The 22,888-nt window shown below is 62.7% G+C and carries 24 protein-coding genes and 1 other RNA gene; 18 read left to right on the top strand and 7 right to left on the bottom strand.

The genetic code is table 11. The features are described from left to right. Positions 1-9: 9 nt before the first annotated feature. Genes pepN through QQJ84_RS13505 form a run of 3 tightly spaced genes read left to right on the top strand, consistent with a single transcriptional unit; the run spans position 10 to position 4,033 of the window. Complete coding sequence (pepN, locus tag QQJ84_RS13515) at positions 10-2,595, top strand: aminopeptidase N (RefSeq protein WP_284258813.1); 2,586 nt, start codon at positions 10-12, stop codon at positions 2,593-2,595. 12 nt (positions 2,596-2,607) lie between these two features. Then, positions 2,608-3,297, top strand: coding sequence for a glutathione binding-like protein (locus QQJ84_RS13510; RefSeq protein WP_284258812.1), 690 nt, complete (start codon positions 2,608-2,610; stop codon positions 3,295-3,297). Positions 3,298-3,331: 34 nt separating this feature from the next. Then, positions 3,332-4,033 carry a class I SAM-dependent methyltransferase gene (locus tag QQJ84_RS13505; RefSeq protein ID WP_284258811.1) on the top strand — a complete coding sequence of 234 codons (702 nt, stop codon included), beginning with the start codon at positions 3,332-3,334 and terminating at the stop codon, positions 4,031-4,033. Here the strand turns inward: QQJ84_RS13505 and QQJ84_RS13500 are convergent. The 4 genes from QQJ84_RS13500 to QQJ84_RS13485 are packed head-to-tail and all read right to left on the bottom strand — an operon-like array spanning position 4,030 to position 6,793. Next, complete coding sequence (locus tag QQJ84_RS13500; RefSeq protein ID WP_284258809.1) at positions 4,030-4,791, bottom strand: DUF2272 domain-containing protein; 762 nt, start codon at positions 4,789-4,791, stop codon at positions 4,030-4,032. The genes QQJ84_RS13505 and QQJ84_RS13500 overlap by 4 nt on opposite strands. Then, on the bottom strand, positions 4,784-5,872 hold the full coding sequence (gene mtnA / locus QQJ84_RS13495; protein WP_284258808.1) for an S-methyl-5-thioribose-1-phosphate isomerase: 1,089 nt from the start codon (positions 5,870-5,872) through the stop codon (positions 4,784-4,786). The genes QQJ84_RS13500 and mtnA overlap by 8 nt, the downstream gene beginning before the upstream one ends. An 11-nt stretch (positions 5,873-5,883) precedes the next feature. Beyond that, complete coding sequence (locus QQJ84_RS13490) at positions 5,884-6,360, bottom strand: UPF0262 family protein (protein ID WP_284258807.1); 477 nt, start codon at positions 6,358-6,360, stop codon at positions 5,884-5,886. Continuing rightward, on the bottom strand, positions 6,353-6,793 hold the full coding sequence (locus tag QQJ84_RS13485; RefSeq protein ID WP_284258805.1) for a DUF983 domain-containing protein: 441 nt from the start codon (positions 6,791-6,793) through the stop codon (positions 6,353-6,355). Before QQJ84_RS13485 ends, QQJ84_RS13490 begins: the two co-directional genes overlap by 8 nt. Before the next feature lie 511 nt (positions 6,794-7,304). Here QQJ84_RS13485 and QQJ84_RS13480 point away from each other — a divergent pair. Beyond that, positions 7,305-8,036, top strand: a complete 732-nt coding sequence (locus tag QQJ84_RS13480) for a hypothetical protein (RefSeq protein WP_284258804.1) — start codon at positions 7,305-7,307, stop codon at positions 8,034-8,036. Between the two features lie 96 nt (positions 8,037-8,132). On the opposite strand, the gene nudC is transcribed toward QQJ84_RS13480, so the two are convergent. Further along, entirely contained in the window at positions 8,133-9,035 is a 903-nt protein-coding gene (nudC, locus tag QQJ84_RS13475) for an NAD(+) diphosphatase (protein WP_284258803.1), read from the bottom strand. Between the two features lie 72 nt (positions 9,036-9,107). On the opposite strand from nudC, the gene ffs reads away from it, so the two are divergent. The 7 genes from ffs (at position 9,108) to QQJ84_RS13440 (ending at position 13,571) form a co-directional block, all read left to right on the top strand. Next, positions 9,108-9,206: signal recognition particle sRNA small type (ffs, locus tag QQJ84_RS13470), an RNA gene on the top strand. Between the two features lie 29 nt (positions 9,207-9,235). Next, on the top strand, positions 9,236-11,023 hold the full coding sequence (locus QQJ84_RS13465; RefSeq protein WP_284258802.1) for a DNA polymerase III subunit gamma/tau: 1,788 nt from the start codon (positions 9,236-9,238) through the stop codon (positions 11,021-11,023). Further along, complete coding sequence (locus tag QQJ84_RS13460) at positions 11,020-11,343, top strand: YbaB/EbfC family nucleoid-associated protein (protein WP_284258801.1); 324 nt, start codon at positions 11,020-11,022, stop codon at positions 11,341-11,343. Before QQJ84_RS13465 ends, QQJ84_RS13460 begins: the two co-directional genes overlap by 4 nt. Further along, a complete protein-coding gene (recR, locus tag QQJ84_RS13455) occupies positions 11,343-11,933 on the top strand; it encodes a recombination mediator RecR (RefSeq protein ID WP_284258800.1) in 591 nt (196 codons plus the stop codon). Before QQJ84_RS13460 ends, recR begins: the two co-directional genes overlap by 1 nt. A gap of 329 nt (positions 11,934-12,262) precedes the next feature. After that, positions 12,263-12,469, top strand: coding sequence for a hypothetical protein (locus QQJ84_RS13450; RefSeq protein ID WP_284258799.1), 207 nt, complete (start codon positions 12,263-12,265; stop codon positions 12,467-12,469). A 139-nt stretch (positions 12,470-12,608) separates the two neighbouring features. Further along, complete coding sequence (locus QQJ84_RS13445; RefSeq protein WP_284258798.1) at positions 12,609-13,067, top strand: hypothetical protein; 459 nt, start codon at positions 12,609-12,611, stop codon at positions 13,065-13,067. Between the two features lie 312 nt (positions 13,068-13,379). Further along, positions 13,380-13,571, top strand: a complete 192-nt coding sequence (locus tag QQJ84_RS13440; protein WP_284258797.1) for a hypothetical protein — start codon at positions 13,380-13,382, stop codon at positions 13,569-13,571. A gap of 256 nt (positions 13,572-13,827) precedes the next feature. On the opposite strand, the gene QQJ84_RS13435 is transcribed toward QQJ84_RS13440, so the two are convergent. Beyond that, a complete protein-coding gene (locus QQJ84_RS13435) occupies positions 13,828-14,541 on the bottom strand; it encodes a ribonuclease activity regulator RraA (protein ID WP_284258795.1) in 714 nt (237 codons plus the stop codon). Between the two features lie 49 nt (positions 14,542-14,590). Further along, a complete protein-coding gene (locus tag QQJ84_RS13430; RefSeq protein WP_284258793.1) occupies positions 14,591-15,913 on the bottom strand; it encodes a carbohydrate porin in 1,323 nt (440 codons plus the stop codon). A 341-nt stretch (positions 15,914-16,254) separates the two neighbouring features. On the opposite strand from QQJ84_RS13430, the gene QQJ84_RS13425 reads away from it, so the two are divergent. Genes QQJ84_RS13425 through QQJ84_RS13395 form a run of 7 tightly spaced genes read left to right on the top strand, consistent with a single transcriptional unit; the run spans position 16,255 to position 22,737 of the window. Beyond that, positions 16,255-17,448: an extracellular solute-binding protein gene (locus tag QQJ84_RS13425; RefSeq protein WP_284258792.1), complete on the top strand. Its 1,194-nt coding sequence runs from the start codon at positions 16,255-16,257 to the stop codon at positions 17,446-17,448. A 26-nt stretch (positions 17,449-17,474) separates the two neighbouring features. Beyond that, a complete protein-coding gene (locus QQJ84_RS13420) occupies positions 17,475-18,542 on the top strand; it encodes an ABC transporter ATP-binding protein (RefSeq protein ID WP_284258791.1) in 1,068 nt (355 codons plus the stop codon). Between the two features lie 8 nt (positions 18,543-18,550). Continuing rightward, a complete protein-coding gene (locus tag QQJ84_RS13415; RefSeq protein ID WP_284258789.1) occupies positions 18,551-19,462 on the top strand; it encodes an ABC transporter permease in 912 nt (303 codons plus the stop codon). 4 nt (positions 19,463-19,466) lie between these two features. Next, complete coding sequence (locus QQJ84_RS13410) at positions 19,467-20,306, top strand: ABC transporter permease (RefSeq protein ID WP_284258788.1); 840 nt, start codon at positions 19,467-19,469, stop codon at positions 20,304-20,306. Continuing rightward, positions 20,306-21,082 carry an NAD-dependent epimerase/dehydratase family protein gene (locus QQJ84_RS13405; RefSeq protein WP_284258787.1) on the top strand — a complete coding sequence of 259 codons (777 nt, stop codon included), beginning with the start codon at positions 20,306-20,308 and terminating at the stop codon, positions 21,080-21,082. Before QQJ84_RS13410 ends, QQJ84_RS13405 begins: the two co-directional genes overlap by 1 nt. After that, complete coding sequence (locus QQJ84_RS13400; RefSeq protein WP_284258785.1) at positions 21,079-21,942, top strand: SMP-30/gluconolactonase/LRE family protein; 864 nt, start codon at positions 21,079-21,081, stop codon at positions 21,940-21,942. Before QQJ84_RS13405 ends, QQJ84_RS13400 begins: the two co-directional genes overlap by 4 nt. Positions 21,943-21,945: 3 nt before the next feature. Further along, positions 21,946-22,737, top strand: a complete 792-nt coding sequence (locus QQJ84_RS13395) for a FadR/GntR family transcriptional regulator (RefSeq protein WP_284258784.1) — start codon at positions 21,946-21,948, stop codon at positions 22,735-22,737. The last annotated feature ends 151 nt before the right edge of the window (positions 22,738-22,888 follow it).

The raw sequence follows: 22,888 nt of genomic DNA, 5'->3' as shown, positions 1-22,888 counted from the left end.
GGAACACACATGGCCGACGGACAGATCTCACCGCGCAAGGCAATCAACCTGGCTGACTACACGCCGCCGGTGTTCCTGGTGGACGAGGTGGCGCTGGATTTCACGCTCGACCCCGCCGCCACCATCGTGCGCGCCACGCTCAACCTCCGCCGCCAGGCTCCAGGCCCGCTGGCGCTGGATGGGCGCGATCTGGAACTGCTCAGTATCAAGCTCAACGGCGAGGCATTGGGCGGCAACCGTTATGTCCTCACTGAATCCTCACTCACGCTGGATGATGTGCCCGATGTTTTCACCCTGGAAACCGAGGTGAAAATCATCCCCGAGACCAACACCGAATTATCCGGCCTCTACATGTCAGGCACCGGCTTTTTCACACAATGCGAGCCCGAGGGCTTCCGCAAGATCACCTTCTTCCCTGACCGCCCGGACGTGATGGCCCGCTACAAGGTGACCCTGCGCGCCGACCAATCCAAATACCCCGTCCTGCTCTCCAACGGCAACAACACCGCCAGCGGCGCGGCGGGCACGCAGATATGGGCCACCTGGGAAGACCCGCACCCCAAACCCTCTTATCTCTTCGCGCTGGTCGCGGCCGATCTCGTCGCGGTGAAAGACAGTTTCACCACCGCCTCGGGCCGCGAGGTGGCGCTTGGCATCTGGGTCGCCGCCGGTGATGAGACGCGCTGCGGCCACGCCATGTATGCGTTGAAAAACGCCATGAAATGGGATGAAGACACCTTTGGCCTCGAATATGACCTCGATATTTTCAACATCGCCGCGGTGAGCGACTTCAACGCCGGCGCCATGGAGAACAAAGGTCTCAACATTTTCAACACCGCCTATGTGCTGGCCAGCCCCGCCACCGCGACGGATGCCGATTTCCAGGGCGTCGAGCGCGTCATCGCGCATGAATACTTTCACAACTGGACCGGCGATCGCGTCACCTGCCGCGACTGGTTCCAGCTCTCTTTAAAAGAGGGGCTGACCGTATTCCGCGATCAGGAATACATGGCCGATCAGTTTTCCGCCGCGGTGAAACGCATCTCCGACGTGCGGTCCTTGCGCGCCACCCAGTTCCGTGACGATGCCGGCCCGCTCGCCCACCCGGTCCGCCCCGCGAGCTACCTGGAAATTAATAATTTCTACACCACGACGATCTATGAGAAAGGCGCCGAGGTGGTGCGGATGTACCGTACGCTCATCGGCCGCGAAGCTTTCCGCAAAGGCATGGACATCTACATTGCCGAAAACGACAATTCCGCCGCCACGGTCGAGGATTTTTTCGCCGCCATGCAGGCAGCAACCGCGATTGACCTGAAGCAGATCATGCGCTGGTACGAACAAGCCGGCACGCCGGAAGTCTCCTTCGACGAATCCCACGACCCCGCCGCGCAAACCTACACGCTCACCCTGCGCCAGCACACCGCCCCCACGCCCGGCCAGCCAGTGAAACAACCGTTCATGATCCCCGTCGCCATGGGCCTGCTCGACGCCACGGGGCGCGACATCCACACCGAAACATTGATTCTGGCGCAGCCGGAGCAGAGCTTCACCTTTCATAATATAAGTGAGCCGCCCACGCCCTCGCTGTTCCGCAATTTTTCGGCGCCGGTAAAGTTGCAGGGCCAGTCCCGCCAGCGTCTTGCCTTCCTCGCGGCGAAGGACACCGACCTCTTCAACCGCTGGGACGCTATGCAGCAATACGCCACGCTGGTGCTGCTCGATGCCGTGAAGGCGCATCAGGCGGGCCAGGCTTTCGCGCTTGACGCGGGGCTGCTTGAAGCCGTCACCGCGACCCTGCGCGACGCCGCGCGCGACCCCGCCTTCGCCGCCGAAGCCTTGTTGCTCCCGGCGGAAACCTTGCTTGCCGATGCGATGAGCATCGTCGATCCCGATGCCATCCGCTTTGTGCGCGAGGCGGCCCGCAAGGCCTTGGGCGAGACACTGCGCGAGGATTTCTTCGCCGCCTACGCGCAATTCGCAGCCGTCGCGGCGTCGGACGTATCGGGCCACGCCATCGCCAGCCGCGCGCTTAAAAACGCCGCGCTGGGTTATCTCTCCGCCGCGGGCGATACCACATTGGCCGGCGCGCAATTCCTCTCCGGCGAAAACATGACCGACACGCTGGCAGCCCTGGTCAATGTCGCCGAACTGGCTGACGAACGCCGCGACGATGCCTTCGCCAGCTTCTATGACCAGTGGCGCGCCAACGCGCTGGTGCTGGACAAATGGTTCTCCGTGCAGGCCCGCGCCGGCGCGCCGGACACGCTGGCGCGCGTGCAGGCGTTGACCAAGCATAAGGATTTCGACCTGCGCAACCCCAACCGCGTGCGCGCGCTCATCGGCGCGTTCGCGGCCAACCCGTCGAAATTCCATGAGGCCAGCGGTGCGGGTTATCAGTTGCTGGCGGATACCATTTTCACATTGGATGAAACCAACCCGCAGATCGCGGCAAGGCTGACCACCGCGATGGGCAGCTGGCGGCGTTATGATACCGCGCGCCAGAGCTTGATGAAGGCGCAGCTGGAGCGCATCCTCGCCAAGGAAAAACTCAGCCCGAACACCTACGAAATGGCCTCCAAGGCCCTCGCATAAGGACGCGACAGCATGATCGAACTTTCTTATTGGACCACGCCCAACGGCCACAAGATCACCATTTTCCTCGAAGAAGCCGGAACGCCCTATAAAATCATTCCGGTCAACATCTCCAAGGGTGAACAATTCTCGCCGGACTTCCTGAAGATCGCGCCCAACAACCGCATCCCCGCGATCGTGGACAGCGCCCCGGTTGACGGTGGCGCGCCGCTCAGTGTTTTCGAATCCGGCGCCATTTTGGAATATCTCGCCGAGAAGGAAGGAAAATTTCTCCCCGCCGCGCCGCGCGAAAAATACGAGGTGCTGCAATGGCTCTACTGGCAGATGGCCGGGCTGGGGCCGATGGCCGGGCAGAACCATCATTTTGTCACCTACGCGCCAGAGCGTATCCCCTACGCGATGGAGCGCTACATCAAGGAGACCAACCGGCTCTACGGTGTGCTGAACAAGCGCCTGGCAGACCGTGAATTCATCGCCGGCGCCTACTCCATTGCCGATATGGCCTGCTACCCGTGGATTGTCCCCTACGAGCGCCAGCAGCAGGACCTCAACGATTTCCCGCATCTGCAACGCTGGTTCAACGCCATGGCCGCCCGCCCGGCGGTGGTGCGCGCCTATGCGCTGGCAAAGGAGATCAACCCCGCGCCAACCGTAACGCCGGAAGCCGCGAAGATTCTCTTCGGCCAGACGGCGTTGAAATAAACCACCCCCCTCTCAAACCAAGGATCAATTCATTTTGGAAGCCACACGCAAGAACCTGGGCGAACTTACCGACATCGGCGCCGTCGCGGCGTTGCTGGCGGTGGGCGGGCTCAGCGTCGTTGATACCGGCTGCGGCCCCGGCATCGTGGCCCGCGAACTTTGCGCGCGCGGCGCAACGGTTCTGGGCGTCGAGCCGGACCCCATCCAGGCCGCGAAAAACCGCGCCGCCCCGCCGGTCGCGGGGCTAACCTTCGTTGAGGGCAAGGCGCAGACCTTGCCCCTGGCGGACCAAAGCGTTGACGGCGTGTTCTTCTTCCGCTCGCTGCATCATGTGCCCTTAGGTGAGATGGACGCCGCCCTCACCGAAGCCGCGCGCGTGCTCAAACGCGAGACGGGGTTTCTCTGCGTGGTGGAACCGGCGATGACCGGCACGCATTTCCCGGTCATGCGCCCCTTCAACGACGAGACGGTGGTGCGCAACGCGGCCCAGGCGGCGCTGGCGCGCACCGCGCGGCGGCTGTTCGCCGTTGAGTCGCTGTTCCGTTATGTGCAATATCCGCGCTACGAGAATTTCGAGGCGATGGTGGCCCGCGTGACAGGCCAGACCTTCAACAACATCCAGCGCGAAAATGTGGAGACCGAAGAGGTTCGTAAATTATTCGCCACCGGGCTGAAGGATGGCGGCTATGTCTTCGAGCAGCCACTGTTGCTGAACCTGTACCGCAACGCACTCTAACGCAGATACATCACCCGCAGCACCACGAACCAGTTCTCGCGGTTGCCGCTCAGCTCTCCCGTGGCGTTGGTGCTCAGATGCTCCATCGTCACGGCATCATCCACATTGCCGCCGATCACGCTGAGGCGCTCCACCCCGCCCGCCACAACGATGCTGCAATGCGCGGGGAAATTTTTGCCCGTTGGTAAATCCTGGAACTGTAGCTGGCTCGCCCCCTCGCGCGGGAAGCACACCAGATCCCCCAGGCGCGGCGCATAGCTGGCGGGGTTTTCGGCGATCAGCAGCGGATGTTTAACCCCGCCTTGTGCCGCGCGGGCGGCGTAGTTGATATATGTCGCGTGGTCCGGCGCGTAGGGAAACGCCGCCCCGGCCCCCGCGATGCGCATCACGTAAGATATAAACGCCGCCGACCACGCATAGGTGGCATCCTCAGCGGGGGGAAACACCTGACCCCGCGCATCATGCTTGCCGGTATAGGCCGCGTCGTAGGCGCTGGCGTTCATGCCCTCCCACCAATACTCGCCCACACGCTCCCACAGGCCGGGCTGACGCTCCGCCATGGTGGCATCCGTCTTCACGTAGTCAGCCCCGCCGGAATCGTCCACACGGCTGCCCCAGAGCCGCCATTCGTCCATCGCCACGGCCACGGCATCGGTCCGCGAAAAAGTTTCATAAGGCACCTGCGCGAAGCGCGGCGCGTGGGCATCGGGCGCCACGCAACCGGCCAGCGCCAGCAGCAGCGCCAGGGATTTACGCAATATCCCTGAACATTTCGCGCAGCGCGAACTCATTCGCATCACACAGCCCGCGCTCGGTTATCAGCCCCGAGACCAGCCGCGCCGGTGTCACATCAAACGCCGGGTTCGCCGCCGGGCTGTCCTTGGGCACCACGCGGATCGTCGCGATCGAACCATCGAGTGCGCGCCCGGTCATCGTGGTGACTTCAGATGCCGCGCGTTCCTCGATGGGAATATCGGCGAGACCATCGCTGATCGTCCAGTCGATGGTGGACGAGGGCAGGGCGACCCAGAAGGGCACGCCGTTGTCGCGCGCCGCCAGCGCCTTCAGATAAGTGCCGATCTTGTTGGCGACATCGCCCGCGCGCGTCACGCGGTCGGTGCCGACGATCACCAGATCCACATCGCCGCGCTGCATCATATGCCCGCCCGCGTTGTCGGCGATCACGGTGTGGTTGACGCCATGTTTGCCAAGCTCCCAGGCGGTGAGCGAGGCGCCCTGGTTGCGCGGGCGCGTCTCCTCCACCCACACATGCACATCAATGCCCGCATCGTGAGCCATATAGATCGGCGCCAGTGCCGTGCCCCAGTCCACCGTGGCGATCCACCCGGCGTTGCAATGGGTGAGCACATTCACCCGCCGCCCGCCGGCCGCGCGGGCGGCGATCAGTGGCAGGCCGTGTTTGCCGATGGCCTGGTTGGTCGCCACGTCCTCATCGCAAATCGCCGCCGCCTCGCCGTAGGCCGCCGCGGTGCGCGCGGCGGGGCTGAGCGGCTGCAACGCCTGCTGCATGCGCGCCAGCGCCCAGCGCAGGTTAATCGCAGTCGGCCTTGTGGCGCCTAATACGGCAATGGCATTGGCAAGGCTTGCGTCCGACGCATCAGCGCGCATCGCCAGCGCCACGCCATAAGCCGCGGAGGCGCCGATCAGCGGCGCGCCGCGCACCAGCATGGCCTTGATCGCATGCGCGACACCTTCCATCGTGGTCAGCCGTGCAAGGTCGATCGACCAGGGCAGTTTGGTCTGGTCGATTATGCGAACCGACCAGCGATCCGTGTCGTCCACCCAGATCGAGCGGAAGGGCGTGCCATCTATTTTCATCGTATCGTGTCCTAAAGCTTTTGGTGCAGTGCGCAGACCAAGGTGAATAACCGCCGGGCGGTCGGAAAATCAATCACCACCTTGCCCGCGAGCCGTTCGATCATCAGTTCCGCGCCCTCGTTATGCAGGCCGCGCCGGCCCATATCGATCGCCTGCACGCGCGCCTCGCGGCCTTCGGCGATGGCGCTGGCGTAGCTGTCGAGCAACATCTGATAATCCTTGATCAGCATTTTGAACGGCCCCATCGCGAGCATCACGGCGACCACGGGAGCATCCTGCGCATCGCGGATGTCAAAAACCAGCCTGCCTTCCTGGATTGAGAGATGCAGGATGCTTTGCAGACCCGGATGCGCGGCGGGATGGAATTCATTCTCCGCCTCCAGATCGGCGACCGCCTGCACCCGGTCAGCTTCCTGCAACGCGGAGATCCGGTGCAGTGGTCCGCCCTCCAGGATAACCCGCGTCAAATGCCCCGTTGCTTCAGCCATTGGGATCCTCCCGCTTCATACCAAGCTTCAGCATAATGCCGATCACCGCGCCTTTTGCCATGCGCAGGGCCGCCATGCAGATCAGCGCCAGCATCGCGAGCAGCACGCCCGCCATCAAAATGCCCGGATGATAGTAGCCTTTATAAAAAAATACGACAAACAGGGCGAGCACATGCAGCACGACAAGCATGGCGATATAGGGCGGCGCATCGTCGGAGGGCATGTCGCCCAGCGGCGCCGCGCAGTTCAGGCAGCGTTCATGCACCTTGAGATAGCCATCAAATATAGGCGCCGCCCCGCAACTTGGGCAGCGGCCCATGATGCCGCGGCCGATGGTGACGGGCCAGCTGTCCGCCGCCCATTCGGGTTTGGCGTGCGTCCCGGCGGGCGGCCAGCTCTCAAAATCCGGGTGGTAGTCTTGCGGTTTGTCCATGCGCCGCATTAGTCACCGCATTGCGCCCAAGTTCAAGCCGCTGGCGGACACAGGGGCGGGATCACATCGCGGGCGTGGTTTTCAGGCAACGGTTGCATTTGTGTCCGGGAGAAAAGACCGGACGCGCGCCTCCAAAAAGAGTTGCGCCGGCGCATGTTCACCAGGTGGTTCCGCCGCGCGGTTTTGTTTTTCTTGAGCAATGTGTTTTGTCGTGCCAAACCCATGAAATATGCGTTCGATTCATTTCGAAGCGATTTTTTTGCACGAACGGCAAAAAAAATGATCGAAACCGGCTATTTCGTGACGCTTTTTGTTGACAGCGAGGTGCGACGGGCAGAATAGCGATTCTTGCGTGCGTCGCGCGATTCGCGCCGCAACCGAGTCAACTTCGTATCGGTCAAGAGGCCCCGCACGCGAACAGGAAAGACGGTCACCGACCGTGATGAGAGACGATCCAGTGCCGGACGCCAAAGAACCGAACTTCATTCACCTTGATCAAGGAGCAAACCCCGTGACCATCGAAGACACCACCGAAACCATGCGTGCCCAGCCACTGGCTGTGAAGGCAACCGCCAAGAAAACCGCAGCGAAAAAACCGGCCGCTAAAAAACCGGCCGCGAAGAAGCCGGTGGCAAAAAAAGCCGCGGTGAAGAAACCGGCTGTTAAGAAAGCCGCCGTGAAGAAGGCCGCACCGAAAAAAGCCGCGCCGAAGAAAGCCGCTGCCGCCGCGAAGAAGCCGGTTGCCAAAAAAGCCGCCGCCGTGAAGAAGGCCGCGCCGAAGAAAGCCGCTGCCGCCGCGAAGAAGCCGGTTGCTAAAAAAGCCGCCGCCGTGAAGAAGGCAGCGCCGAAAAAAGCCACCACCGCCGCGAAGAAGCCGGTTGCTAAAAAAGCCGCCGCCGTGAAGAAGGCCGCGCCGAAAAAAGCCACCGCCGCCGCGAAGAAGCCGGTTGCCAAAAAAGCCGCCGCCGTGAAAAAAGCCGCGCCGAAGAAAGTTGCCGCGAAGAAAGCTGCTCCCGCCAAGAAGGCCGCGCCGAAAAAAGCCGCTGCCGTGACGAAGGCTGCGCCGAAAAAAGCCGCCACCGCGAAGAAACCGGCCGTCAAAAAAGCCGCCGCGCCGAAGGCCGAGGTGAAGAAGCCGGTCGTCCGCAAGCCGCGTAAAATGAAAGCCCCGGCGATGCCCGAGGTTGAGATGCAGGACACCGGCGTGACTGAGGTGATTACCGCTGAGTCGATCGAGAGCTGAGACCTGATACTTTTCTGAGGTAATTTTCGAGAGACAGAAATGCGGGGGCGCTTGCTCCCGCATTTTTTTTGCGGGCGCTTGTGGCGCGTGACCTGATCAGCTCGCGAGCCAGTCCTCGATCAGCCGCCGCGCGATGGAATCCTGCGGCGGCAGATTAAAGCCAAGCGCCTTGCGGTTGGCGATATCGGCGCGGCTGAACCAGCGCGCATCGCGCATCTCGGCTTCCTCCAGCACGATCTCCCCGGTCAGCGCCTCGGCATAATAGCCCAGCATCAGCGAGGCGGGGAACGGCCAGGGCTGGCTGGAATGATACGCCACCTCGCCAACCCGCACGCCGACTTCCTCAAACACCTCGCGCCGCACGGCATCCTCCAGGCTTTCCCCCGGCTCCACGAAGCCAGCCAGGGTGGAGTAGAAATTGCGGTCCACGGGAAATTTATGCGACTGCCCGAGCAGCAGATAATCGCCGCGGACCACGAGCATGATCACCGCCGGGTCGCTGCGCGGAAAATTCTCGGCGCCGCATTGCGTACACAGCAGCACCCAGCCGCCGCGGGTGGGCGCCATGGCGCCGCCGCAGGCCGGGCAGAATTTATGCGTGGCGCGCCAGTGCAGCATGCCGCGCGCGGTGGCGAGAATCGTTGCATCATCCGTGGGCAACAAGGCGGTGAGGTTGCGCAGGTCAACAAACGCGCCTGCCTCCTCCGCCAGGGCCGTGTGCGGGTCTTCATGCGCGGAGAGGTCCACGGCGAATATCGGGGTATCGTCCTGCAGGCCGAGAAACACCCAGGGCGCCTCGGTATCGGGGATGCCGGTCATCGCGGCCTGGGGGATATCGGCGCCCGTGATGAGCGCCTTGCCGTTCCAGAACACGGTGTAGCGGCTGGCCTGATGGCGGCGCATGGTGTGCATCACGGCGTCGTCGGCGCGTAAATGCCCGGCGCGGTCGAGCCTGCCGCCGGTGTAGGGATTGGGTCTGCCAGGGATAATTTGCCGCATGGGGCGAACTTGGCAGCACATGCAGAGCGAAGCAACCTTGCGCGCCGGCGCGGAAGAGGTGATAACGCGCCTGGGAGGTCGGCGGCGGACGTGAGCCTCGCCAACCCGGTCAGGGCCGGAAGGCAGCAGCCGCAACGAGTTTCCTCATGGGTCGTTGTCCGGCCTCCCACCTCCTTTTCGTAGAAGGTTATCTGCCGCGCATGGGTTTGTTCGATGATGACACAGCGGATGACACGGCGCCCCCCGCCTTCTCCGGTCCCTCGCTGTTTGGTGACGAGCCGGAAGCTCCCAGCACCGCCGCCGCCTACCGTGTGCTGGCGCGCAAATACCGGCCCACCACCTTTAATGACCTGATCGGCCAGGAGGCGCTGGTGCGCACCCTGCGCAACGCCTTCGCGATGAACCGCATCGCCCATGCCTTCATGCTCACCGGGGTGCGCGGGGTCGGCAAAACCACCACCGCGCGTATTTTGGCCCGCGCGCTCAACTGCACCGGGCCGGATGGCAACGGCGGCCCCACGCCTGACCCCTGTGGCTTATGCGAAAACTGCATCGCCATATTGGCCGACCGCCACCCCGATGTGGTGGAGATGGACGCCGCCTCCAACACCGGCGTTGACGATGTGCGCGAGATCATCGAGGCGACGCGTTTCCGCCCGCTCTCGGCGCGGACCAAAGTGTTCATCATCGATGAGGTGCACATGCTCTCCAAGCAGGCGTTCAACGCGCTGCTGAAAACGCTGGAGGAGCCGCCGCCGCATATCAAGTTCGTGCTGGCCACCACCGAGATCCGCAAGGTGCCGATCACCGTGCTCTCGCGCTGCCAGCGCTTTGACCTGCGGCGCGTGGCGGTGAGTGAGCTCTCGGCGCATTTCACCCGCATTGCGCAGAAGGAAGCGGTGGCGATTTCGCCGGGCGCCATCGAGCATATCGCCCGCGCGGCGGATGGCTCGGTGCGTGATGGTCTCTCCCTGCTGGACCAGGCGATTGCGCGCGGCAGCGAGGATGAAACCGGGATCACCGCCGAAATGGTGGCGGAAATGCTGGGGCTGGCCGACCGCTCCTATGTGTTCGAGCTGATGGACGCGCTGGTGGCGGGCGATGCCGCCAAGGCGCTGGAAATCGCCGATGGCGCCTATGCGCGCGGGGCGGACCTGGGGGTGCTGCTGGCTGATCTGCTGGGGCTGACGCATCTGCTGACGCGGATGAAGTCTGTTCCCGCGCTGACGGCCAGCACCACGCTGCCGGAGGCTGAGCGCACCCGTGGGGCGGCGCTGGCGGGGGTGTTGAGCATCCCCTTTCTGGGGCGGTTGTGGCAGATGCTGCTGAAAGGTGTGCAGGAGGTTGAGGCCGCACCCGACCGCCGGGCGGCGGCGGAGATGATCCTCATCCGCCTGTGCCATGTGGCCGATATGCCGCCGCCGGGTGAGTTGCTCAAGCGCATTACCGAGGGCGGCGCCACGGCGCAGGGTGGTGCCGGGCCGGGGCCTTCGGGCGGGGGCAGCCGGGCGGTGGCCAATGGGGCGCCGATGGTGATGCAGGCGGCGCCGCGGGCGATTACGTTCAACGATGTGGTGGCGCTGGCGGAAACAAAGCGGGATGTGACGCTGTTCGCGCATCTGCGCCAGTCGGTGCATCTGGTGCGCTTTGCGCCGCCGGTGATAGAGCTGCGGCTGGAGCCGCATGCGCCGCGCGACCTGGCGGGGAAACTGGCGGCGCTGCTGGAGGCGGAGACGCACCGGCGGTGGACCATTGCGCTCTCCAACGCGCCGGGCGCGCCGACGATTGACCAGGCGGAGGGCAAGGCCGAGAGCGAGGTGATGCAGTCAGCGGTGACGCATCCGCTGGTGCTGGCGATTCTGGCCGAATTTCCCGGTGCGAAGATCGAGAAATTGCATCCCGGGGAGGCGGCGGCAGAGCCGGAGATGCCGGCGGATTGGGCGGCGCTGGCGCCGCCGGATGAATTCTATGAAGGAGATGACGAATGAAGAATATTGCCGGGCTGATGAAACAGGCGCAGCAGATGCAGCAGAAAATGGCCGATATGCAGGCCAGGCTGGATGCCACCGAGGTTGAGGGCGTGGCCGGCGCCGGGCTGGTGCGGGTGACGCTGACCGGCAAGGGCGCGCTGAAAAAGGTGAAGGTTGACCCGAAACTCGCCGACCCGGCGGAGACGGAGATGCTGGAGGATTTGATCGTGGCGGCGCATGCCGATGCCAAGAGCAAGTTGGACGAGCTGACGGATGCTGAGATGAAGAACGCCACGGGCGGGTTGAATCTGCCGGCGGGGCTTAAGCTGCCGTTTTAATGGGTGGTCCTGAACTCGAACGGCTGATCGGATTATTTGCGAAGCTGCCGGGGCTGGGGCCCCGCAGCGCGCGGCGGATTGTGTTGAAATTGTTGCGCGAACGCGAGACGCGGTTGCTGCCGCTGGCCGAGGCGCTGGAGGCGGTGGCGGCGAGCGTGCGGACATGTTCGGTTTGCGGGAATCTGGATTCCTGCGACCCTTGCATGATTTGTGTGAACCCGGCACGCGAGAGGCGGATTTGCGTGGTGGAGAGTGTCGCCGATTTATGGGCGCTGGAGCGGGCGCTGATTTATCGCGGGACGTATCATGTGTTGGGTGGCTCGCTCTCGGCGCTGGCGGGGCGGGGGCCGGAGGATCTGGCGATCGCCTCGTTGCTGGAACGGCTGGAGCGCGACCCGCCGGAGGAGATTATTCTGGCGATGCCGGCAACCGTGGATGGCGCGGCGACGGGGCATTATCTGGCGGAAAAATTAAAGCGGTATGGTGTGCCGGTTTCGCGGCTGGCGCAGGGGGTGCCGATGGGCGGGGCGCTGGAGGTGCTGGACGAGGGGACGCTGGCAACGGCGCTGCGGGCGCGCAGGCTGGCCTGAGGCGAGGGTGCTTCACGTGAAGCGTTTGTGAGGTTTATCGCGTAACGGTCTGTTAGTGTGGCTTAATTTTTTGCTTGCACCCCAATTTGTGCGGGTTTGTGTCGGAAAAGGAATGAGTTGGAATTTTTTATTTATAAAAAGTTAACCATAAAGTGGTTAATTTTTAGTTGATGGTTTCGAAAGGGGATATTTTCTGACCCTCAAAGGTCTTAATTTTGCGTTGGTCTGAGGCTCTCATGATTTTTGCCAAACGAATAAGCAAAACTGATATGATTGAACCGACTCCAGTACGACTCATATGTTTCTCCGGTTCCACAAGGAAATTACAAATGAATTACGATTCGGCACCTAAATGCAACGCACCTAAAATTCAACGATTGGAATGGCTAGAAAAACAAGCGCAAATCTACCAAGCGATTGGGCGGCAAAATAGAAATCAAACCTTTATGTTCCGGGCGGCGCGTCTCGAAGAAGCTGTTAACGCTAAAATTATGGCTATTGTCACGTCTGATGTGAGCACTTTTTCTAATGACTAAAATTTGCGTCAAAATTTTCGGTTGATTCGAAATTCTTTATTTTGAAACTACAATATCTTCAGTTGATTCACAGCTTAAGTCTAGTCCAAATTTTTTCTGATTTATAAGAAAGTATTTTCACGAGGTCATAAGAAATTCAATGCAAAAAACGATACTTTTAGTGTTTTTTCTAACAATTTTTGGTGCATACTTTGCTCGTGCTCAGGATTATGCACCGTTCCCGCCAGATGATCCTAATTTTCCGAGTGATAGCTCGGAACTCGATAATCCAACTCCGAGTTTTTTAGCTTGGAAGCATGATATAGATTTTAGTCTGCACGCTACGGCTTATGCTGAAGCTGCAATGGATTGCGGATTCAAGTCGCCAGCTTGGTTTGAATTAATCCAGCAGGGCGAACAAAACACATATAATCGAGAGGTCTTGCTTAAAAATTTGCCGCTCCCATCTGATTTGTCCTTAGTTTCATCTTATACGGACACTATTAGTTCTGAAATAATGGCCGAATATTCACAAACTTCCTCTAACTGTGACAAACTGAAATCACGCGGCGTTATGCCAGTATTAAATCGTATAGCGGCGCAGCTTTTGGGCGATTAGCAGGTAAGATTATTTTCTAATTATTAGTAATTTATCTTCGGTGAATGTACGATCCTCGCCAGGCATGACGGTGAGGAATGTGGTCCTGACATTGCTGTTTGTGTAGGGAGTAAGATGGGTCGCTTCGCGCGCTCGCGATGACGGTTGGGGGCAGGTGGGTGGTAGGTGAGAGGTAGGTTAGTGGGTGGCGGGAAATACGGTGGTGGATAGGGGCGTGGCGCAGGATAAAAATTGGTATTTTGCGGGGGTGTAACGTGGTAGGGTGGTCTGTGGGGTGTTTTGCCCCGTTTTAAAAAATAACAGGAGGTTGGATTGCCGGAGCTTGTGAAATTTCAGGTTGACCAGATGAATGACCGGCGGGAGATTTTTATTAATCCCGCGCAGGTTTTGTTTTTGTACCGGCATGGGCATAACGACAGCCAGACGACGATTACCTTGGTTGAAGGCAAGGTCTGGACCGTTACGGGGCGGCCGGAAGATGTGGCGCTTGAGCTGAGCTATTAGAATAGGTGGTCAGGGCGAAGCACGGGTAATTGACCGTGGAGGTATGGGCTGGAGCGTTTGTTTGAAAGGCGAACGCTTCAGGGGGAATTTGGGGGTGGTGGTTTTTTGTCCGCCCGGTGGTTGATGCGTTGCGTGCGGAGGGAGATGCCAGCTTTCGCTGGCATGACGGTGGAGGTGACGGTGACGGTGGGGGTGACCGGTGGGGGCGGGGTGACAGGTGGGGTGCGGGTAATATTTTAGTTTTGGGGGCAGGAACTTAGCCCTTGCGCGCCTTGCGCCAGGCGGCGAAAGCCACTTCGCTTTGTGGGTCCGTCGGCGGATAAAGGCCCAGTACCGATGCGCCCGCGCGGACCTGTTCGGTTACGAAATCCTCGAACAGGGTCATCTCCACCGCCTCATCGGCGATCTCGTCAGCCAGATGCGCGGGGATCACCATCACGCCATCGGCGTCGCCCACCAGCACATCGCCGGGGAACACCGGCGCGTCGCCGCAGCCGATCGGCTCGTTGACGGCGATGGCGTGGTGCAGGGTGAGATTGGTCGGCGCACTCGGGCGCACATGATAGGCGGGGAAGCCGAGACCCGCGATTTCGGCGCTGTCGCGAAAACCGCCATCGGTGACAATGCCGGCGACGCCGCGCTGCATCAGCCTGGTCACCAAAATTCCTCCGGCGGAGGCGGCGCGCGCGTCCTTGCGGCTGTCGATCACTAAAATCGCGCCCGGGGGGCAGGTCTCCACCGCGACGCGCTGTTTGTGGCCGCGGTCGCGGAAGGCGCTGATGGGGTTCAGATCCTCGCGGGCGGGGATATAACGCAGGGTGAATGCCTCGCCGACCATGCTCTGCGCGGGCGGGCTGAGCGGCAGCGCGCCCTGGATGAACTGTTGACGCAACCCGCGCTTGAAGAGCGCCGTCGCGAGCGTCGCGGTGCTGATGCGGGTGAGTTTTTCGCGTGTTTCTGGCTTGAGCATCGAATTCCCCCAAAAATGCCGGACGCCAGAGGCGCCCGGCGAGCTGAATTTAGAAAGTTACTTTTGTCTCGAACCCGAACACCCATGCGTTCGGGATGTGCTTGTAGGAGAATGTACCCGGGTTGATGACATATTGCACGTTGGGGTGGATCAGCAGCCAGGGGGTTGCGGCGAGGCCGTAGCCGACTTCGACCAGTCCTTCACCCTCGGAGAGCGAGGGGTTGGTGATGTTCTGGGCGGCGAGGGCGGCCTCCTTGGCCACGAGATTGCGATGGTTGATCCCGGCGCGGACGTAGGCGGCATTCACGAAATCATGCGGGCGCGAGTCAAACGGCCCGAGCGCCACCAGCCCGGCGGCGATGGTGTTGGCGAACACGGCGGTGCGCGCATCCGAGACGGAGTATTGCGCGAAACCCACCAGCCCGCGCTTGGCCGTGCCATCGAAGCTGAAGAGCATCTGGTCGGCCAGGATATAGGCGCCGTAACGGCCCTTATCGAGCTGGTTTGGCGTCACCGCGTCGGCCACCTTCGAGGTGTCATAATACACGCCAACCTTGTAATGGCCTGGCAGTTCCGCCGCGCCGAGCGCCGTGGTGTAGCCGATTTCAGCGGGGATGAGCGCGCCGGTGGAGCCGGAGGTGCTGATCTTCAGCCCGTTGCCGCGGTTGCCGTAGGTGGGGTTCACGTCATAAACGCCAACTTCGCCATAAAGCGCGGGGGTGACATTGAGCTTCACGCGGCCGCCCCAATGCCCGGTCGGGTTATCCGCCCAGCCGGAGGAGTTGGGCAGGTTCTGCGGGTGGGCGCAGAAGCCGACGTTCTGGAAATCGCAACCGATGGGGGTGGAGCCGAAATCATTGCCCATCGGGTAGAAGCCGAGCTTGACCATCAGCATCTTGTCGAACATCGCCTGCTCGACGCTGAGTTCGGTCAAGCGCGTGGTCTCGCCCGCGCCGTAAACCTCCTGCACCGCCAGCTTGTTGCCGATGAAATCAGCCGAGGCGTTGCGGCCCTCGCGGGTGTTGAAGCTGATGTTCATCACGGTGCCGTTCAGCCCGGCCAGCTTACCGAGGTCGATGGTCATGCCGTAATAGAGCTGCTGGGCATAGCCATTGCCCTGGCGCTTGCCGCCCGACATCACATCGGCGAATTCGCCGACATGGCCGCCGTGTATGTCGATGCCGATGTCTTCAAGCTTGGTGCGCCCGCCATTCCAGTTGCCGGTCATGGTTTTTTGGTTCAGCCAGGTTTGCAGCGACTGGGCATGCGCGGCCGATGCCGCAAGCGCCGTGCAGGCCACCGAGGCTAGTGCATAACGGCGGATGGATGTAAACTTATATGTAAATTTATTGGATGAATTTTGCGTACTCATTCGGTCGCTCCCTGGTTTGTTTTGGTGTGACGGTCGTTGTCGCGTCGGGGATGGCGTACAAATCAACGCTTAAGTTGTCAAATAAAATTATAACTAAATTACAATTTTGTGCTGAACCGGGAAGCTTCCTGCGCAAAACCTACTGAAATTAGGTGGTTTTTGGGGAAATTTGTTATGTTGTTCGGATGTTTTTGCTAAATTTGTTAAAATGGTAAAAACAATTGACATCTTTGCGCCGGCGTTGTCATATGCGGCGTGGGCACGGCGCGAGGCGCGGTGGCCGTGTATAAACGAAAATCGCCCAGGATAGCGGGTACAACGGGAAACGAACGGAAATGACAATGGAAAGAATTACACGCAGGAGCGTGCTGGGTGGCGTTGCGGCGGCGGGGGCGGCTGTTGGCCTGGCCGAGATGGGCGGCGTGGCGCGCGCCGCGACCCTGGCGCTGCCCACCTCGCCGGTGAGCCTCAGCATTGTTGACGTGGCGGGAACGCTGGCGCTCACCCGCCCGGCGTTTGACGCCTATGCCGCGCAGAAGCCGCATCTGGTCTCCAGCATTGTCTACAGCGCGGCGCCAGCGCCTGAGCTGCCGGGCAAGCTGAAGGCCGAGCAATCCGCCGGGCGGCTGGATATCGATATGGTGCTGACCGGCATCGATGCGCTCTCAGCCGGCATCGCGCAGAAAATCTGGGAGCCTTTGCTGCCCAACTATGCCGCCAGCCTGCCCGACCCGGCCAGCATCTATCAGCCGAACGCGCTCAGGATGCAGGGGTTCGCGCAGAACCAGGCGCTGGAGGTGGTGTTCTGCCCCGCTGGCCCGCTGCTGGAATACAACCCCGCGATGGTCTCCACGCCGCCGACCACGGTTGAGGGTGTTCTCGCCTGGGCACAGGCGAATCCCAAGAAGTTCATCTATGCCCGCCCCGCCAACTCCGGCCCGGCGCGTATTTTCCTGATGGGGCTGCCCTATCTGCTGGGCGACTCCAACCCGCGCGATCCGCGCCACGGCTGGGACAAGACCTGGAGCTTCCTTGCCGCTCTGGGCAAGACCATTGAATATTACCCCTCCGGCACGGGTGCCGTGATGCAGGAGCTGGGCTCGGGCCTGCGCGCGATGACCCCGACGCAGACCGGCTGGGATATCAACCCCCGCGCGCTGGGTGTTGTGCCCGCGAGCGTGGAGGTGACCAAGTTTGACAATCAGATTATCGTCTGCGACGCGCAATACATGGCGATCCCCAAAGGGGTGAAACCCGGAAAACTTGCTGTTTTGCTGGATATGATGAATTTCATGCTGGCTCCGGCGCAGCAGGCTGTCACCTATGACGCGGGTTATTTCTACCCCGGCCCGGCGGTGAAGAATGTTCCCCTCTCGATGGCCCCGGCCTCCAGCCAGCAGGTCATCCAGAAATTTGGCCGCCCGTGGTACGATGAGATGATCGCCACCGCGCCGACCTACATGCCGCTTTCCGCCGCCGATCTGGTTTATGCGCTGGGCCGCTGGGATCAGCAGATCGGCGTGATTACCGCCTGAGAAAAACCAAGAGGAGTTCAAGACCAATGACAATTTCCGCAAAAAATTTCCGGGAGCTCAGGCTTGAGGGCATGCGCCGCGACTTCGGCGGCATGAACGCGCTCAAGGATATTTCGCTCACCGTGCGGCGCGGCGAGTTCATCGCGCTGCTCGGGCCCTCGGGCTGCGGCAAGTCAACGGCCTTGAACTGTCTGGCCGGCTTGTTGCCGCTCACCGGCGGCAGCATCTGGCTTGATGAGACGCGCATCGACCATCTCAAGCCCGAGGAGCGCGGGTTTGGCATGGTGTTCCAGAACTACGCGTTGTTTCCGCATATGAGCCTGCGCAAGAACATCGGCTTTGGCCTGCGCATGCAAAAACTCCCGCGTGAGGTGATTGACGCCAAGGTGGAAGAGGCGCTGGCTCTGGTGCGCCTCACCAAGCAGGCGGATAAACTGCCCGGCCAGATCTCGGGCGGGCAGCAACAGCGCGTGGCGATCGCGCGCGCGATTGTGGTGGAGCCGCCGCTGGTGCTGATGGATGAGCCGCTCTCCAACCTGGACGCCAAATTGCGTCTGGAGATGCGCGCCGAGATCCGGCGGATTCATAATATGATAGGTTGCTCCACGATCTATGTGACGCATGACCAGGATGAGGCGCTCTCGCTGGCGGACCGTATCGTGGTGCTGCGCGATGGCGAGATGCGCCAGGTCGGCACGCCCCACGAGCTTTACGCGCGCCCCGCCCATGCCGATGTCGCCGAGTTCATGGGGTATCGCAACATTCTCAAGGCGCAGGCGCAGAGCCATGATGGCGCCAGGCTGCGCATGCGCGTGGGCGGCGCCGAGATCGCGGGTTGCGCGATCGAGGCCACGCCGGGGCGCGATGTGATCGCGGCGATGCGCCCGGAGGATCTGACGCCCAGCGAGCACGGCCCCATCGCCGCTTCGGTCATTTCCGCCGAATATCGCGGCCGGGATTTCTACGGCCTGGCCCGCACGCCCGAGGGGCTGGACCTTTGGTTCCGCTCCGACATCGCGGTGCGCCCCGGTGAGGCGCTGCGCCTTGGCGCGCCTGCGGAGCGCGTGCTGGTTTATGCCGGCGGTGCGGCGTGAGCGCGGTGATGCAAAACATGGTCCTGACCCCGCCGGTGCCCGAGCGTGTGCGTCTCTCCCAGCGCCTGGCGCGGCGGGGCTTTGATGTCACCACGCTGCTGCTGCTCCCGGCGCTGCTGTTCGTGATGGTGTTGTTCGTCTATCCGGCGATCTACGGCCTGTGGCTCTCGCTCCACCCGATGAACGGCGGCGGCTGGCTCGCCAACTACACCGCCTTCTTCAGCGACCCCTACACATACGATACAATCTTTACCACGCTGAAACTGGCCATCCCGGTGACCTTGGTGAACCTGCTCATCTCGGTGCCCATCGCGCTGCGGGTGCGCCATATGCGCTATCAGCGCATGCTTACCACCATCCTCATCATCCCGGTCACGCTGGGCACGGTGCTCACCGCGCAGGGCATGCTCAACTACCTCGGCCCGCTCGGCTGGTTTAACCGGGTGCTGATGCTGCTGGGGATCATCCATGATCCGGTGCGGCTGGTGCATGATTTCACCGGCGTGTTTCTCTCGCAGATCGTCGGCGGGTTTCCGTTCTGCTTCATGCTGGTGCTCTCTTATGTCACGGGGATCGACCCTTCGCTGGAGAGTGCGGCGGCGATGCTGGGGGCGGGGCCGTTCGCGCGATTCCGCCATATCATCCTGCCGTTGCTGGGGGCGGGGCTTGCGATCACCTTCTGTCTTGCCTTCGTGCAGGCCTTCGCGGTGTTTCCCTCCGCGGTGCTGCTCGGCGCGCCCTCCGGCCCCACGCGCGTCATCGCCATCGCCGCGTTTCATGCCGCTTATGAGGAATATGATTATTCGATGGGCTCGGCGGTCGCCATTATCATGGGCGCGGTGCAGATCATCGTGGTGATGCTGGTGATGAAGGCAAGTTCGCTTCTCTATCGCGGCCCGGTGGCCGGCGGCAAAGGGTAAGACCATGACATTCAACAACGAAATGGGCGCGCGGCTGTGGCGTCTGGCGATCTGGGTTTTCATCGGCTTCTTTATCATCAACCTCGTGGGCATCATCGCCGCCGTGGTGGTGGATTCCTTTGGCACCTCCTGGTTCAATTCCTGGCTGCCCGGCGGCTTCACCACCGGCTGGTACCGCCAGGCCTGGAGCGAGTTCCAGCTTGGCGGCGTGCTGCTGGTCACTTTTGAGGTTGCGGGTGCGGTGCTGCTGGGCTCGGCGCTGCTCGGCGTGCCCGCGGCCTATGCGCTGGCGCGGCGCGATTTTCCAGGCAAGCGCTTTGTGATGCTGATCTTCGTGCTGCCGCTCATCATCCCGCCCTTCACCTACGGCATTCCGCTGGCCTCGGTGCTTTACCAGTTTGGTCTGGGCGGCACGCTGACCGGCGTTATCCTGGCGAATTTGATGCCGAGCGTGCCTTTCGTCATTTTCATCCTGGTGCCCTTCATCGAGCAGATCGACCCCAGGGTGGAGGCGGCGGCGCGTGTCTTCGGCGCGGGCACCTGGGCGCTGCTGCGCACCGTTATGGTGCCGCTGCTGGTGCCGGGTATATTGGCGGCGCTGCTGCTGGTGCTGGTGCGCACCATCGGTATGTTCGAGCTCACCTTCCTCACCGCCGGGCCGGGCAGCCAGACGCTGGTGGTCGAGCTTTATTACTCGGTCTTCGCCGCCGGGATGCGGGCCAGCCAGTCAATTGACGCGATGGCCGTGATTTATATGGCGACGAGCCTGATCTGCCTGGTCATCGCGCTGCGCTTTGTCGACCCCACGCAGATTGTGGGCCGCGCCAAGCGGACAACGCATTGATGCCCGCGCTGAAGCTGACCCTCACCGGGGCCAATGGCGCGCTGGCGCAGGTGCTGCGCCCGCGCCTGCTGGCGCGCGGCGTGGCGCTGACCTCAACGGGCATCCGCCCGCCTGAGCCGGTTGGCCCGGGGGAGCGCGTGCTGGCCGGAGATTTGCGCGACCCCGCCGCGGCCGACGCCGCGCTGGAGGGCGCCGATATGGTGCTGCATCTGGCCGGCAGCTCGGTGGAGCGCCCGCTGGCCGAGATCATCCAGAATAATCTGGTGGCGCTGCAACAGGTTTATGAGGGCGCGCGGCGGCACAAGGTGCGCCGGGTGGTGTTTGCCTCATCCAACCATACGATCGGGATGTACCCCATCGGGCAACGCCTGCAGCTCTCCGACCCGCCGCGCCCGGATGGTAATTATGGGCTCAGCAAGGTCTGGGGCGAGGCGATGGGGCGGCTCTACTGGGACAAATTCGGCATCGAGACGGTGGCGCTGCGCATCGGCAGCGCGCTGGCCGCACCCGCCGAGCCGCGCCATTTGAGCACATGGCTCGGCCATGAGGATATGGAGGCGCTGGTCTGGCAGGCGCTGAGCGTGCCCGATACCGGCTTTCTCACCGTCTGGGGTGTCTCGGCCAATACGCGCGGCTGGTGGGACAATGCGCAGGCCGCCGCTCTTGGCTACCAGCCGCGCCAGAACGCCGAGGATTATGCCGCCGCCATTCTCGCCAGGCCAGACCCCGGCTGGCTCTGCCAGGGCGGGAGCTTCGCCACGGCGGATGTGCAATGAGCCTGACCGGCGCCTTTGCCGCGCTGGCGGATACGGGCTGCGCGGTGGGTGAATCCCCGCTGTGGGATGCCACCCGCCAGGCGCTGCTCTGGGTGGATATTCCCGTGGGGGAAATTCACGAACTCACCCCCGCCACCGGCGCGCGGCGCCTCTGGCGGCTGGAGGGGCCGGTGGGCAGCATCGGCCTGGCGGCGGATGGGCGGCTGGTGGTGGCGCGGCGCCATGAGGTTGGGCTGTTTGAGCGCGCCACCGGCGTTTATGAAACCTTGGCCCAGGTGCTGCCGCCCGACCCCGAACTGCGCCTGAACGACGGCAAAGTGGGGCCGGATGGCGCCTTCTGGGTTGGCTCCATGCATGACGCACCCCGCCGTGAGCCGCGCGGGGCGCTCTTTCGCGTCACCCCCGAGGGGCTTGTGGAGCGCCGCCGCGACGGGTTGTTCACCTCCAACGGCCTCGCCTGGTCCGCCGACGGGCGCACCATGTTTCACTCCGATTCGCGCGGCTGCTGGATCGAGCGCTGGGGTTTCGACCCCGCCACCGGCGCGATGAGCGGCCAGACCCGCATCGCCACCCCCGGCGAGGCGGAGGGCCGGCCGGATGGCGGCGCGGTTGATGCGCTGGGCTATTACTGGAGCGCCGGTGTTTCCGCCGGGTGCCTCAACCGCTACGCGCCGGATGGAAAGCTGGACCAGCGCATCCCCGTTCCGGTGCCAGCTCCCACCATGCCCTGTTTTGGCGGTGACGGGCGGCTTTATGTCACCTCCCTGCGCCCGGCGGGAGGGGCGGCGGGGCCGGTATTGGCGGCAACCGCCGCCGTGACGGGCGCCGCCTGCGCGCTCTTCGCGGCCGGAGCGCTTTGAGGTATGTTCAAGCCCGTCAACTGGGAGCGTAACGTGCCGGAGCGGCCGCTGAGAACCTTGCATGTGCCCGAGATGGCGCCGAACGGCCAAACCGGGCTGGTGCTCACCCGCCGCCAGCGCATGGGTGACCAGCTCTATGGCCAGATTTTGGAGCAGATCGTCTCCGGCCGCCTGCCTGAGGGCACGCGTCTGCCGGCTGAGCTGGACTTGTGCAAGATGTTCGGCGTCTCCCGCCCGGTGGTGCGCCAGGCCCTGCAGCGCCTGCGCGCCGATGGGCTGGTGCAGGCCCGCCAGGGTTCGGGCACCTATGTGATGGCCCGCCCCGCCGAGCGCCTGGCCGATTTCGCCGAGCCGCAGCGGGTGGCGGAGTATTTGCGGTGCATCGAGGTGCGGCTGGTGCTTGAGGGCAGCGCCGCCCGCCACGCCGCCGAGCGGCGCAACCCGGCGGAGCTGGCGGGGATAAAAGCCGCGCATGAGCGCTTCCGCGGCGAGGCGGAGCTTGGCAGCCCCAGCCCGGATGCCGATCTGGCGTTCCACATGGCCATCGCCCAGGCCTCGGGCAATAGTTTCTACCCGGCGCTGCTGGAGCATCTGCAAGAGGCGGTGGCCGGTTTCATGAACCTGTCTCTCCAGCTCACCCGCACCAGCCCGCGCGAGCGCGCCAGCCAGGTGTTGCAGGAACATGTGCTGATTTTGGAAGCCATCAGCCTGCAGGACGCGGATGCCGCCCAGGTCGCGATGCAGTTCCACCTCACGCAGGCCCGCCGGCGGATGATCGACCGCAACCGCGACTAGCCTGATCGCTTTAAGTGCGATCAGGCTCTAGCCGTTTTGCTGAGGGCGATTCACGTTTTCGGCTCGCTCGGTTGAGCGAACCTCAGACGATGGCGCTCTGGGCGCGGCAAGGCGGGGGGTTTACAATGGGCGAGGCCGGGCCAATGTTTGC

This window comes from Acidocella aquatica (assembly GCF_030160635.1).
In the GTDB taxonomy this organism is placed as follows: Bacteria; Pseudomonadota; Alphaproteobacteria; order Acetobacterales; family Acetobacteraceae; genus Acidocella; species Acidocella aquatica.
Note: the sequence above shows the minus strand (reverse complement) of the source record. Positions and strands in the feature narration are given on the sequence as shown.

Bases quoted from the DNA above. Each gene is read 5' to 3' on its own strand.
- pepN (WP_284258813.1), top strand. From the start codon at position 10: ATGGCCGACGGACAGATCTCACCGCGCAAGGCAATCAACCTGGCTGAC.
- QQJ84_RS13510 (WP_284258812.1), top strand. From the start codon at position 2,608: ATGATCGAACTTTCTTATTGGACCACGCCCAACGGCCACAAGATCACC.
- mtnA (WP_284258808.1), bottom strand. From the start codon at position 5,872: ATGAAAATAGATGGCACGCCCTTCCGCTCGATCTGGGTGGACGACACG.
- QQJ84_RS13490 (WP_284258807.1), bottom strand. From the start codon at position 6,360: ATGGCTGAAGCAACGGGGCATTTGACGCGGGTTATCCTGGAGGGCGGA.
- QQJ84_RS13485 (WP_284258805.1), bottom strand. From the start codon at position 6,793: ATGGACAAACCGCAAGACTACCACCCGGATTTTGAGAGCTGGCCGCCC.
- nudC (WP_284258803.1), bottom strand. From the start codon at position 9,035: ATGCGGCAAATTATCCCTGGCAGACCCAATCCCTACACCGGCGGCAGG.
- QQJ84_RS13465 (WP_284258802.1), top strand. From the start codon at position 9,236: ATGGGTTTGTTCGATGATGACACAGCGGATGACACGGCGCCCCCCGCC.
- QQJ84_RS13460 (WP_284258801.1), top strand. From the start codon at position 11,020: ATGAAGAATATTGCCGGGCTGATGAAACAGGCGCAGCAGATGCAGCAG.
- recR (WP_284258800.1), top strand. From the start codon at position 11,343: ATGGGTGGTCCTGAACTCGAACGGCTGATCGGATTATTTGCGAAGCTG.
- QQJ84_RS13450 (WP_284258799.1), top strand. From the start codon at position 12,263: ATGAATTACGATTCGGCACCTAAATGCAACGCACCTAAAATTCAACGA.
- QQJ84_RS13445 (WP_284258798.1), top strand. From the start codon at position 12,609: ATGCAAAAAACGATACTTTTAGTGTTTTTTCTAACAATTTTTGGTGCA.
- QQJ84_RS13435 (WP_284258795.1), bottom strand. From the start codon at position 14,541: ATGCTCAAGCCAGAAACACGCGAAAAACTCACCCGCATCAGCACCGCG.
- QQJ84_RS13430 (WP_284258793.1), bottom strand. From the start codon at position 15,913: ATGAGTACGCAAAATTCATCCAATAAATTTACATATAAGTTTACATCC.
- QQJ84_RS13425 (WP_284258792.1), top strand. From the start codon at position 16,255: ATGGAAAGAATTACACGCAGGAGCGTGCTGGGTGGCGTTGCGGCGGCG.
- QQJ84_RS13420 (WP_284258791.1), top strand. From the start codon at position 17,475: ATGACAATTTCCGCAAAAAATTTCCGGGAGCTCAGGCTTGAGGGCATG.
- QQJ84_RS13415 (WP_284258789.1), top strand. From the start codon at position 18,551: ATGCAAAACATGGTCCTGACCCCGCCGGTGCCCGAGCGTGTGCGTCTC.
- QQJ84_RS13410 (WP_284258788.1), top strand. From the start codon at position 19,467: ATGACATTCAACAACGAAATGGGCGCGCGGCTGTGGCGTCTGGCGATC.
- QQJ84_RS13405 (WP_284258787.1), top strand. From the start codon at position 20,306: ATGCCCGCGCTGAAGCTGACCCTCACCGGGGCCAATGGCGCGCTGGCG.
- QQJ84_RS13400 (WP_284258785.1), top strand. From the start codon at position 21,079: ATGAGCCTGACCGGCGCCTTTGCCGCGCTGGCGGATACGGGCTGCGCG.
- QQJ84_RS13395 (WP_284258784.1), top strand. From the start codon at position 21,946: ATGTTCAAGCCCGTCAACTGGGAGCGTAACGTGCCGGAGCGGCCGCTG.